This window comes from Neisseria sp. HMSC15G01 (genome assembly GCF_001808255.1).
Lineage (GTDB): Bacteria > Pseudomonadota > Gammaproteobacteria > Burkholderiales > Neisseriaceae > Neisseria > Neisseria subflava_A.
Window position 1 is genome coordinate 159,073 of record NZ_KV792669.1, and the last position, 12,494, is coordinate 171,566.

At 51.2% G+C, this 12,494-nt stretch carries 9 protein-coding genes and 1 pseudogene; 6 read left to right on the plus strand and 4 right to left on the minus strand.

Annotation, left to right across the window (positions count from 1 at the left end):
• The first annotated feature begins 1,007 nt into the window (after positions 1 to 1,007).
• Together rmuC and HMPREF3139_RS03460 are read left to right on the plus strand one after the other, a co-directional pair.
• Positions 1,008 to 2,664: pseudogene (rmuC, locus tag HMPREF3139_RS03455) on the plus strand (DNA recombination protein RmuC).
• 38 nt (positions 2,665 to 2,702) lie between these two features.
• Positions 2,703 to 3,497 carry a glycosyltransferase family 8 protein gene (locus HMPREF3139_RS03460; protein ID WP_070460528.1) on the plus strand — a complete coding sequence of 265 codons (795 nt, stop codon included), beginning with the start codon at positions 2,703 to 2,705 and terminating at the stop codon, positions 3,495 to 3,497.
• A gap of 200 nt (positions 3,498 to 3,697) precedes the next feature.
• Here HMPREF3139_RS03460 and dapD read toward each other — a convergent pair whose 3' ends face one another.
• The 3 genes from dapD to fur form a co-directional block, all read right to left on the minus strand.
• Positions 3,698 to 4,519 carry a 2,3,4,5-tetrahydropyridine-2,6-dicarboxylate N-succinyltransferase gene (dapD, locus tag HMPREF3139_RS03465; protein ID WP_070460530.1) on the minus strand — a complete coding sequence of 274 codons (822 nt, stop codon included), beginning with the start codon at positions 4,517 to 4,519 and terminating at the stop codon, positions 3,698 to 3,700.
• A 262-nt stretch (positions 4,520 to 4,781) separates the two neighbouring features.
• Entirely contained in the window at positions 4,782 to 5,528 is a 747-nt protein-coding gene (gene aat / locus HMPREF3139_RS03470; protein ID WP_070460638.1) for a leucyl/phenylalanyl-tRNA--protein transferase, read from the minus strand.
• A 77-nt stretch (positions 5,529 to 5,605) separates the two neighbouring features.
• Positions 5,606 to 6,103 carry a ferric iron uptake transcriptional regulator gene (gene fur, locus HMPREF3139_RS03475; protein ID WP_003682812.1) on the minus strand — a complete coding sequence of 166 codons (498 nt, stop codon included), beginning with the start codon at positions 6,101 to 6,103 and terminating at the stop codon, positions 5,606 to 5,608.
• 151 nt (positions 6,104 to 6,254) lie between these two features.
• Here fur and HMPREF3139_RS03480 point away from each other — a divergent pair, with 151 nt between their 5' ends.
• The 4 genes from HMPREF3139_RS03480 (at position 6,255) to gyrB (ending at position 11,032) form a co-directional block, all read left to right on the plus strand.
• Positions 6,255 to 6,650: an outer membrane protein assembly factor BamE gene (locus HMPREF3139_RS03480; RefSeq protein WP_003682810.1), complete on the plus strand. Its 396-nt coding sequence runs from the start codon at positions 6,255 to 6,257 to the stop codon at positions 6,648 to 6,650.
• 9 nt (positions 6,651 to 6,659) lie between these two features.
• The gene (gene dapB / locus HMPREF3139_RS03485; protein WP_070460532.1) at positions 6,660 to 7,469 is read left to right on the plus strand and encodes a 4-hydroxy-tetrahydrodipicolinate reductase; all 810 of its coding nucleotides are present in this window, start codon (positions 6,660 to 6,662) and stop codon (positions 7,467 to 7,469) included.
• Positions 7,470 to 7,559: 90 nt separating this feature from the next.
• Positions 7,560 to 8,447, plus strand: a complete 888-nt coding sequence (gene prmA, locus HMPREF3139_RS03490) for a 50S ribosomal protein L11 methyltransferase (RefSeq protein WP_070460534.1) — start codon at positions 7,560 to 7,562, stop codon at positions 8,445 to 8,447.
• 194 nt (positions 8,448 to 8,641) lie between these two features.
• Positions 8,642 to 11,032 carry a DNA topoisomerase (ATP-hydrolyzing) subunit B gene (gene gyrB, locus HMPREF3139_RS03495; RefSeq protein WP_070460535.1) on the plus strand — a complete coding sequence of 797 codons (2,391 nt, stop codon included), beginning with the start codon at positions 8,642 to 8,644 and terminating at the stop codon, positions 11,030 to 11,032.
• A gap of 206 nt (positions 11,033 to 11,238) precedes the next feature.
• On the opposite strand, the gene queA is transcribed toward gyrB, so the two are convergent.
• Positions 11,239 to 12,267 (minus strand): tRNA preQ1(34) S-adenosylmethionine ribosyltransferase-isomerase QueA, encoded by a 1,029-nt coding sequence (gene queA / locus HMPREF3139_RS03500; protein ID WP_070460537.1) that lies wholly within the window; start codon positions 12,265 to 12,267, stop codon positions 11,239 to 11,241.
• Between the last annotated feature and the right edge of the window lie 227 nt (positions 12,268 to 12,494).

A 12,494-nucleotide genomic window follows, 5' to 3' on the forward strand; every position in this document is an offset into this window, starting at 1 on the left:
AAGGCCGTCTGAATGTTCAGACGGCCTTTTTTATCACCAAAACAAGCTTAATTTCACTTGCGTTTATTTATTGGCAGCTTCTGCCATATTTTTTGCAATATTGGTTGCGCCAACTGTCAAACCGGACATGCCGATCAAAGAAGCCGCAGCCATTTTGATTAATGTTTTCATTTTAACTCTTTTCTGTGTATTTAAGGGTGTGTTGTGTATTTTTTATTTGTCGGCATCAGCCATATTGTGGGCAATCTTGGTTGCGCCAACGGTCAGGCCGGACATACCGATTAAAGAGGCAGCTGCCAGTTTGATTAAAGTTTTCATTGTTTGTCTCACTTTCTTGTCTGTCGGCCGAGAAACAGCCTAAGTTGCGTTTTCTGAGGTATTGTAATTAATTCGTTTATAATTGAATTATTTGTGTACTACCATTTCGATATTGTAGGCGATGCCGAGGGCGGAGGCCGATATCCGCGACATGCCGATTAAAGAAGCGGCGGCAAGCGTTATTAAATGTCCCATTTCAAGTAGTCCTTTTTCATAGATACGAAATGTTATTTAACAACATACACATTTTTTTCATCGGCATCTTCGCTACCGACAGGGCGAATCATACCGTTTTAAATGTAAACTAATACAGATTAATCGTAAATATATAGCGCAAAAATCAAACATACAGATATTTTTTGTTAATTTACATTATGTTTTGAAAATGACACCGATGTCTTACCAAATGACACCGATGTCTTGATTACATACGCACTACAAATGTGTTTCATTTCCCCCATAAAATCGCGCCTCTTTTGTTGCAAAATTGCACTCTAAATAAAATATATTTTAAAATTCAATATCTTATGAATTTATATTTTTTATAACAAAAATATTTAATTAGTTAAAACCAATACCTTTGATAGCTTCTTTTAAAGAAAACACACGTTTCTAGCGCATATCCGACCATAAAATGCGCTGCAAATATATGATATAGTGAAACATTCCGCGTATTGACTATTTCCAGCATGAACACCACCCTAATCCTGACCGGCGTGGCCGCATTTTTTATCGGCGCGCTGTTTGCTTGGCTGATAACACGCTACCAAGCCCAAAGCCGACACTTTACCGTTTTGCAAGAATTGGCCGAAAGCCGCCGCCTGCATGAGTTTGCCGAACAGGTGCAGGCTCAAACTGCGGCGGATTTGGCGCAAAGCCGCCATACCGTGCAGGAATTGCAAGACGAATTGCAGGAGACAGGCAACCGCTTTGCCGCAGCCGAAAAACAGATTGCCTATCTGCAAGATTGCGAGGCCCGAAGCCGAAGCTTTAAAACATGAATGTACAAAATGGCAGCAAAGCGCGCAAAACCTGCAAATCGACAATGAGCGCCTAAACACGCAACTGATTCAAGAACAGGCATTGAGTGCGGATAAAAATACGCTTTTGCAACAGCAGGAAACAGAAAAAGGCCGTCTGAAACAAGAATACGCCGCCCTTTTGGAGCAAAACCACGCACTTCAAGTCCAAAACGAGCGCCTCAACACCCAATCGGAAAAAGACCGTCAGGCTGCCGAAGAAAAATTGGCCCTGCTGGCAGATGCGCGTCAAAACCTGAGCGATCAGTTCCAAAACCTCGCCAACACTATTTTGGAAGAGAAAAGCCGCCGCTTTACCGAGCAAAACCACGACCATCTCCAGCAACTGCTCAATCCGCTCAACGAACGCATCCACGGCTTCAGCGAACTGGTGCAACAAACCTACGAAAAAGAAGCCAAAGAACGCCTGACCATCGAAAACGAGCTCAAACGCCTGCAAACCCTCAACACCCAGCTCCACCACGATGCCAAAGCGCTAACCACCGCGCTGACCGGCACGCAAAACAAAACCCAAGGCAACTGGGGCGAAATGATTTTGGAAAGCGTATTGGAAAACTCCGGCCTGCAAAAAGGCCGCGAATACATCGTCCAAGCTTCCAGCGTCCGCCATGAAGCAGATGGCACCCAACGCCGCCTTCAGCCCGACGTCCTCATCAATCTGCCCGACAACAAACAAATCGTCATCGACTCCAAAGTATCGCTGACCGCCTACGTCCGCTATACGCAAAGCACCGGCGCAGAAGCAGAACGCGAGCTTGCCAACCACGTCGCCAGCATCCGCGCCCACATCAAAAGCTTGGCAGCAAAAGATTACACCGACCTTGAAGGCGTTAAAACGCTGGACTTCGTCTTTATGTTCGTCCCTGTCGAACCGGCCTACCTCCTCGCCCTGCAACACGATCCGAACCTCTTCCAAGAGTGTTTCGACAAACGCATCATGCTGACCGGCCCCAGCACCCTGCTTGCCACCCTGCGCACCGTTGCCAACATCTGGCGCAACGAGCAGCAAAACCAAAACGCGCTGGCGATTGCCGAAGCAGGCAGTAAACTCTATGATAAATTTGTCGGCTTTGTCGAAAGCATGGACGGCATCAATAAAGCGCTTGGTCAGGCACAATCCCAGTTTCAGACGGCCTATGGCCGCTTGGTTTCCGGCAGGGGCAACCTCATCAGCAGCACTGAAAAACTGCGCAAATTGGGCATCAAAGCCGGCAAACAGCTGCAACGGGATTTAGTAGAAAAAGCCATGTCAGAAAACGAAGATCATGCAACCTTACCGACCGCACAAGACCAAGAAAATGACTGACAAAATTTAAGACATTGCAAATAAAGGGAATTTAACCAATGAGCAACATCACTATCGTCCTTGCCGCCGATACCGGCTATGCCGAGCAGGTTCATACCCTGATGAAGTCCGTCTGTACCCACAACACAAATGTCGATTTCTACCTCATGCACAATACCTTCAGGAAGGAATGGATCAACTATACCAACCAAAAGCTCACAGCCAGCGGCAGCCGTCTGAATGATGTCAAAATCGAGATGGACTTCAGCCAATATCGCCGCCTACCCCATATTTCGGATGCCGCATTTTTCCGTCTGATGATGCAGCACCTGCCTGTCGATCGCGCCCTTTATCTCGACAGCGATATGGTGGTTACCCAATCCCTGCACAATTTGTTCAACCTCGATATGCGCGGCTATCCCGTCGCCGCCGTACAAGATTCCTATCTCGCCCGTACCGATTGGAACCATCCGACCGGCCTGCACACCACGCCCTATTTCAATTCCGGTATGTTGTTGGTCGACCTGGCGCAATGGCGGGAACAGAATATCGCGGCGCAACTGCTGCAAACTGCTACCACCATTGATAAATCTGTTCCCTACGGCGACCAATGCTTTCTAAACACCGTATTTCAAAAAAACTGGCTGCAACTAGAAGAATCTTGGAACTTCCAAACCGGCGCAGTCGAATATTTCCAAAAACGAAACCTCAGCGAAGTATTCCCCAAACCCGACACCGTTCCGCCCATCATCCACTACACCACACGCGCCAAACCGTGGTTGTGCGATTACGGCAAGATTCCTTTTGAAGAAATCTATTGGCAATACTATTGCGCCGACTGGCCGGAAGCGTAGTCTCAGACAGGGAATACCGTTCCCTTGCCTCAATTGACCTTAAAACAAACCCATCGTCAAAAACAAAAGGCCGTCTGAAATCGTTTCAGACGGCCTTTAAGCCATAAAAAACAGGCAGAATATTCTGCCTGTTTTGTGTTTAAATCCGACCGTAAAGCAGGCTTTTCCACCCACACTCAGCCGGCGTCATCGTTATCCGATTAAATACCGCGCAACAATTCGTTCACGCTGGTTTTCGCACGGGTTTGCGCGTCCACGCGTTTGACGATAACCGCGCAGTAGAGGCTGTGGCTGCCATCTTTGGAAGGCATGCTGCCGGATACGACAACAGAGCCAGCCGGTACGCGGCCTTGATAGATTTCGCCGGTAGTACGGTCAAAGATTTTAGTAGATTGACCGATGAACACGCCCATAGAAATCACGCTGCCTTCTTCGACAATCACGCCTTCAACAATTTCAGAACGCGCACCGATGAAGCAGTTGTCTTCAATAATGGTCGGACTGGCTTGCAGAGGCTCGAGTACGCCGCCGATGCCGACGCCGCCGCTCAAGTGCACGTTTTTACCGATTTGCGCGCAAGAGCCGACAGTCGCCCAAGTATCGACCATCGCTCCTTCGTCAACGTATGCGCCGATGTTGACATAAGAAGGCATCAACACGACATTTTTCGCCACAAAGCTGCCGCGGCGGGCAACCGCACCCGGAACTGCGCGGAAACCTGCGCTGCGGAATTCGTCTTCAGACCAATCGGCAAATTTAGTCGGCACTTTGTCGAAGTATTTGTTCACACCGTCGTTGAGGATTTCATTGTCCTGAATGCGGAAAGACAGCAATACGGCTTTTTTCGCCCATTCGTTGACTTTCCATTCGCCCACACCCAAACGCTCGGCAACGCGCAGTTTGCCGGAGTCGAGTTGGCGGATGGTTTCCAAAACCGCTTCACGCACTTCGGGGGTAACGGTATGCGGATTGATTTCGGCACGGTTTTCAAAAGCCGTTTCAATGATGTTTTGCAAAGACATGTTGATTCCTTCAAGAGATCAGGGCCGTCTGAAACCTATTCAGGCCGCCCTATTACAAATATTTAACTCGTTATTTTGCCATGTAAAAGCGATTTCGTCAGCTATTAACATGATTAGCGCCGAGCGTTACACGGCCGGATTTTGGTTAAGCCAAGATTTTCAGACGGCCTGTTCAAGAGAGTTGAATCGTATTTATTTTCCAACCGGTTTCCCAATCACAATATGCAGACTGTCGATTCTGCCGACACACCGTGCCGATAAATCAATCTTCGCCGCCAATCTTTTGCAGAAGATTTTCAGCCACCACGCCGCATTCGATATTCCGCTTTAACGGTTTCGCGTTCAAATCTTTCAAGGCCGTCTGAAAGTCGGCGAAATCCATCAACTGCGAACCGAAACGGCGCATATGTTCCGTATCCTGCTGACAGTCTATCAGCGCAACGCCCAAATCCTCCAAAAACGGTACGGCGCAGGCAAACGCAATCTTTGACGCATCGGGACGCAAAGCAAACATCGATTCGCCATAAAACACGCAGCCGATTTGCACGCCGTAAAACCCGCCTGCCAACTGCATTTCGCCTTGCTCATCCGGCAGCCAGCATTCAAACGAATGCGCATGCCCCTGATGGTGTAGCTTCAAATAGGCCGTCTGAAACGCAGGTTCTATCCACGTTCCGTCCTGTTCTGGACGCGGCACATTGGCGCAATGGGCAATTACTTTTTCAAAACAGCGGTTGACCGTTACCCGATACGGCTTGTGGCGCAAAGTTTTGGCGAGCGAACGGCCTATATGCAGGCTTTCCGGCACAATCACGGCTCGCGGCGCAACCGCATACCAGAAAAACCAACCATCGCGGCTAAACCACGGAAAAATCCCCTGCCCATACGCCGACAACAGCCGCCCCGTATCCAAATCGCCGCTGACGCCGACCAAGCCGTCGCATTCTGCCAAAGCGTAAGACGGGTCGGGGAAACGATAATCCCGTGGCGCAAGAAAAGGAATCTTCATCGTAAAGCCCATAAAGTTTCAGACGGCCTCAGGCTGAAAATGCCCAAGGCCGTCTGAAAAATCAACATACAAACTGCTTAACGTTTGGTTTTGGTTTGGCATTCGCCGCATACGCCATACATATACAGCGCGTGATCGACGATGCGGTAGCCGTTTTCTTCGGCGATTTTGTCCTGCAGCGCTTCGATTTCCGGATTGTGGAATTCGGTTACTTCGCCGCATTTCACGCAGACGATGTGGTCGTGGTGATCGCCTTTGTCCAATTCGTAAACCGCTTTGCCGGTTTCAAAATGGTGGCGTTGCAAAATGCCGGCCTGTTCAAACTGGGTCAGCACACGGTAAATCGTCGCCACGCCGATTTCCACACCCTCTTCCAACAGGATACGGTACACATCTTCCGCACTCAAATGCTCCTCGGCATGAGTCTCGAACAAGTCCAAAATTTTCAAACGTGGACCAGTAACTTTCAAACCGCTGTCTTTCAATTGCGCAATGTTGCTGAATTTTTCCATAATATTCAATATCCCTGTAAGGTAATAACCGTTATAATACGCACTTTCCGCCCGTTTGCCCACTATTGGGCCGTTAAAGGGCGGCAATCTGCCGCCGGTCTTGCAATTGAAAATCGGCGAAAAGAAAAATTAAGAAGATGATTATCGTTTGCTTTTTGAAAATATTCAAGCGATGATAAACATCTTTCCCGAAATGACACAGAAAGGTAAGCCCGTGAATAAAGCCTTATGCCTTGCCATCGCCGCTATTTTAGGTCTGGCCTCATGCAGTGCCGAGCGCGTATCCAACTTTCCATCCTACAAACTCAAAATCATTCAAGGTAACGAGCTCAATCCCCGCGCCGTTGTTTCCCTGCGCCAAGGTATGACCCGCGACCAAGTCCAACTGCTGCTCGGTACGCCGCTCCTGCGCGACGCCTTCCATGCCGACCGCTGGGATTACACTTTCAACACCAGCCGCAACGGCATCATCAAAGAACAAAGCAACCTGACCCTGTACTTTGAAAACGACGTCCTCGCACGCGCCGAAGGCGATGCCATTCAAAAATCCATCGAAGCGGTTCAAGCCGGACAAAACGTCGTTCCGACCACCGAAACCAAGCCGCAATAAGGAAGCCTCATGAGCGCATTGAAAATCGCCATTGCCGGCGTCAACGGTCGCATGGGCCGCGTCTTGGTTGAAGCAGTCAACAACCATCCCGATGCCGTCCTCTCCGGCGCACTCGAACATTCCGGTTCGGAAGTATTGGGTTTGGATGCAGGCTTCGCCTCCGGCCTCAAAACCGGCGTTACTATTTCAGACGACGTGGATGCCGTACTGGATCAAAGCGATGTCCTCATCGACTTTACCCGTCCCGAGCCAACCCTGAAACACCTGCAAAAATGCGTGGAAAAAGGCGTCAACATCATCATCGGCACGACCGGTTTTGACGACGCAGGCAAAGCCGCCATCCAAGCCGCAGGCGAAAAAACAGGCGTTGTCTTCGCAGCCAACTTCAGCGTCGGCGTCAACCTGACCTTCCACATCCTCGACACCGTCGCCCGCGTGTTAAACGAAGGCTACGACATCGAAATCATCGAAGGCCACCACCGCCACAAAGTCGATGCCCCAAGCGGCACCGCGTTGCGCATGGGTGAAGTCATTGCAAACGCCCTCGGCCGCGACCTCAAAGAATGCGCCGTTTACTGCCGCGAAGGCCACACTGGCCCGCGCGATCCGTCCACCATCGGTTTTGCCACCATCCGCGCAGGCGACATCGTCGGCGACCACACCGCCCTCTTCGCCACTGACGGCGAGCGCGTGGAAATCACCCACAAAGCCAGCAGCCGCATGACCTTTGCCGCCGGTGCCGTACGCGCCGCAGTTTGGGCAAACGGCAAAAAAGGCCTGTACGATATGCAAGACGTACTGGGTTTGAAAAACCAATAAACCTGCATCATCAGGTTTCATACCTTACAAGGCCGTCTGAAAGCACAACGTCGATTTTCAGACGGCCTTATTAACAAAGAAAGCCCCACCATGTCCTATCAACAAATCACCATCAACGTCAACGATGCCGTCGCCGAACGCCTTGCCGACGCGCTGATGGAACACGGCGCATTGTCCGCCGCCATTGAAGATGCCTACGCCGGTACAGAAAACGAGCAGGCCATTTTCGGCGAGCCGGGCATGCCGACCGAGCAAATCTGGCAACAAAGCAAAGTCATCGCCCTTTTCGGCGAAAGCGACGATGCCGCTTCCATTATCGAAGCCGCCGCGCAGGAATGCGGTTTGAACGATTTGAAATACACCGGCGAAATCCTTGAAGATCAAGACTGGGTACGCCTGACCCAAGCGCAATTCGACCCGATTCAAATTTCCGACCGCCTGTGGATTACCCCGTCTTGGCACGAAGCACCCAACGGCAACGCCGTCAACCTGCAACTCGACCCGGGCCTTGCCTTCGGCACAGGCAGCCATCCGACCACCCGCCTCTGCCTCAAATGGCTGGACACGCAGCTCAAAGGCGGCGAAAGCGTATTGGACTACGGCTGCGGCTCAGGCATTTTGGCCATTGCCGCCCTCAAACTCGGCGCAGGCTCGGCCATCGGCGTAGATATTGACGAACAAGCCATCCGCGCCAGCAAAGACAATGCCGCGCAAAACAACGTCGATGCGCAGTTCTACCTGCCGGACGGCTTGCCGCAAGGCCAATTTGATGTCGTTGTCGCCAACATTCTGGCAAACCCGTTGCGTATGCTCGGCGAAATGCTTGCCGCGCGTACCAAACAAGGCGGCCGCATTGTTTTATCCGGCCTTTTGGACGAACAAGTCGAAGAACTCAGCGGCATTTACAGCCAATGGTTTGACATCGATCCTGCCGAAATCGAAGAAGGCTGGGCGCGATTGAGCGGCGTCAAACGCTAAACCTGTTTTCCGATACAAAGGCCGTCTGAAATTTAATCTTTCAGACGGCCTTTTTGCACTTAAAACGCTGAATATTCCAGCAAAATCAGGTATAATTGCCTATTATTTTGACCTTTCGGAACACATCCGCCGCGCCCGTTTGACATTTCATTGCGCGCACGGAAAAATTCCTTGAAATTCAGCAAGAAAAGACCATGACTGACCAAAAACACGAAGAATACGGCGCCGACAGCATACAAGTGCTGGAAGGCTTGGAAGCGGTACGCAAACGCCCCGGTATGTATATCGGCGACACGCAGGACGGCAGCGGCCTGCACCACATGGTGTTCGAGGTGCTCGACAACGCCATTGACGAAGCGCTCGCCGGACATTGCGACAAAATCACCGTAACCATCCATGCCGACAACTCCGTCAGCGTGGCCGACAACGGCCGCGGCATGCCGACCGGCATCCACCCGAAAGAAGGCCGCTCCGCCGCCGAAGTCATCATGACCGTCTTGCACGCGGGCGGCAAATTCGACAACAACAGCTACAAAATCTCCGGTGGCCTGCACGGTGTAGGCGTGTCCGTCGTCAACGCGCTGTCCGACTGGGTAACGCTGACCATCTACCGCGACGGCAAAGAACACTTCGTCCGCTTCGTACGCGGCGAAGCCGAAGAGCCGTTGAAGGTTGTCGGCGATTCCGACAAAAAAGGTACAACCGTACGCTTCCTCGCCAGCAGCGAAACCTTCGGCAATGTCGAATACAGCTTCGACACCCTTGCCAAACGTATCCGCGAACTTTCCTTCCTCAATAACGGCGTAGACATTGAACTGATCGACGAACGCGACGGCAGACACGAAAGCTTCGCCCTCTCCGGCGGCGTGGCCGGCTTCGTGCAATACATGAACCGCAAAAAAACGCCGTTGCACGAAAAAATCTTCTACGCGTTCGGCGAAAAAGACGGCATGAGCGTCGAATGCGCGATGCAATGGAACGACAGCTACCAAGAAAGCGTGCAGTGTTTTACCAACAACATTCCGCAACGTGATGGCGGTACGCACTTGACCGCGCTGCGCCAAGTGATGACCCGCACCATCAACAACTATATCGAAGCCAACGAAGTAGCCAAAAAAGCCAAAGTGGAAACCGCCGGCGACGATATGCGTGAAGGCCTGACCTGCGTTTTGTCCGTCAAACTGCCCGACCCGAAATTCTCATCGCAAACCAAAGACAAACTGGTTTCCAGCGAAATCGGCCCCGTCGTCAACGAAGTCATCAACCAAGCCTTGACCGACTTCCTCGAAGAAAACCCGACCGAAGCCAAAATCATCACCAGTAAAATCGTCGATGCCGCGCGCGCGCGCGAAGCCGCCCGCAAAGCACGCGAAATTACCCGCCGCAAAGGCGTGATGGACGGTTTGGGCCTGCCGGGCAAACTTGCCGACTGCCAAGAAAAAGACCCTGCCCTGTCCGAACTCTACCTCGTCGAGGGCGACTCCGCAGGCGGTTCCGCCATGCAAGGCCGCGACCGCAAATTCCAAGCGATTTTGCCGCTCAAAGGTAAGATTTTGAACGTTGAAAAAGCACGTTTTGAAAAAATGCTGGCCAGCCAAGAAGTCGCCACGCTGATTACCGCTTTGGGAGCGGGCATCGGCAAAGAAGAATTCAATGCCGAAAAACTACGCTACCACCGCATCATCATCATGACCGATGCCGATGTGGACGGTGCGCACATCCGCACCCTGCTCCTGACCTTCTTCTACCGCCAAATGCCCGAGCTGGTCGAACGCGGCTACATCTACATCGCCCAGCCGCCTTTGTACAAAGCCAAATACGGCAAACAAGAGCGCTATCTCAAAGACGAACTGGAAAAAGACCAATGGTTGCTCGGTTTGGCCTTGGAAAAAGCCAAAATCGTTTCAGACGGCCGCACCATCGAAGGCGAAGAGCTTGCCAATACCGCCAAACAATTCCTGTTGGCCAAAACGGTTATCGAGCAAGAAAGCCGCATCATTGACGAACTCGTTCTGCACGCCATGCTGCACGCTTCGCCGGTCGACCTCAGTACAGCAGAAAGCGCAGACCGCGCCGTTGCCGAATTGAGCGGCCTCTTGGACGAAAAAGAAGTCGCGCTCGAACGTATCGAAGGCCATGAAGGACACCAATTCATCAAAATCACACGCAAGCTGCACGGCAATGTGATGGTGAGCTACCTCGAGCCTAAGTTCCTCAACAGCAAAGCCTACCAAACCCTTACCCAAACCGCCGCCGCACTCAAAGGCATGGTCGGCAAAGGGGCGAAGCTCTACAAAGGCGACAACGAATACGATATCGACAGCTTTGAAGGCGCTTTGGACATCTTAATGAGCGTTGCCCAAAAAGGCATGTCCATCCAACGATACAAAGGCTTGGGCGAGATGAACCCGGAACAACTTTGGGAAACCACGATGGATCCTACCGTCCGCCGCCTCCTGAAAGTCCGCATCGAAGACGCCATCGCCGCCGACGAAGTGTTCGTTACCCTGATGGGCGACGAAGTCGAACCGCGCCGTGCCTTCATCGAAAACAACGCCCTGCTGGCACAAAACATCGACGCCTAAGCATGAGAAGATAAAAGGCCGTCTGAAAAACGATTTTCAGACGGCCTTTTTGTTTTTGTACTTTGTTTCTTACAACTCAAATCCCAACAACTTCGCGTGTTTACTTCAATAATTTATTTTGATTCGCGTATTTTAGAGCATTCCAACTAATTCAGATTCGGGACAACCCAAATACCCCATTTGAAACGCTCCAATCCGCTTCCGATTTATTCCGCTTTCCCTAAAATCATCGCATCGCCATAGCTGAAAAAGCGGTATTCCTGTTCCACCGCATGGCGGTAAACGCTGCGGATATGCTCCATACCCGAAAACGCGCTGACAAGCATCAGCAAGGTTGATTTGGGCAGGTGGAAATTGGTAATCAATCGGTCGGCAACATTGAAGCGGTAGCCCGGCGTAATGAAAATATCGGTATCGCCGCGACCGGCTTTCAGACGGCCTGTCTCGCGTGCAGCGGATTCCAAGGCGCGCATGGAGGTTGTGCCCACTGCCCACACCTTATTGCCGCGCGCTTTGGCGGCCTCAACGGCGGCAACGGTCTCGGCCGGTACGTCAAACCACTCGCTGTGCATTTTGTGTTCTTCAATTTTATCGACGCGTACGGGTTGGAATGTGCCGGCACCGACGTGTAGGGTCACTTCTGCGGTTTCTACGCCTTTGGCTTTCAGACGGCCCAATAACTCATCGGTAAAGTGCAAACCCGCCGTCGGCGCGGCCACTGCGCCTTGATACTTGGCGTACACGGTCTGATAGCGGCTGTCGTCTTCATCATCGGCCGCGCGTTCGATATAAGGCGGCAAGGGCAGATGGCCGTTTTGCTCTAAAAGTTCGTAAACGGTTTGCTCGCCTTCAAATTTTAGGCAAAACAATTCTTCCGCGCGCTCCATCATGACGGCACGGATATCGCCTTCAAAAATCAATTCTGTACACGGTTTCGGCGACTTGGACGAACGGATATGCGCCAATGCGGTATGCGCGTCCAATACCCGCTCAATCAGGGCTTCGATTTTTCCGCCACTGGCTTTTTGGCCGAACAGGCGTGCCTTCATCACTTTGGTATTGTTAAACACCAGCACATCGCCCGGTGCGACATAATCGGGTAAATCGCCGAAATGTTTGTCTTCAATCGGCAATGTAGGCAAGGCAACCAGAAGCCTGCTACTGCCGCGCACTTCCGGAGGATGCTGAGCAATCAGTTTTTCGGGCAATTCAAAATCAAAATCGGAAATATCCATTGTCGTGCATACTTTAAAAAAACAGGCGCCATTATACGCGCAAAGTTGGTTTTCAGACGGCATGTTTTGTCGAAAAACCAATAAATTAGAATAAACGCTCTTGAAAAAATCACTTTTTAACGAAAATCAGCGTTCCTTTCTTTTTTCGCCGAAAAACGCCTTTTTTCTATCTTTTACTGGACATTTACCGACAAGTTCGGGAAAATAACCAGATTCATTTCTCAGGC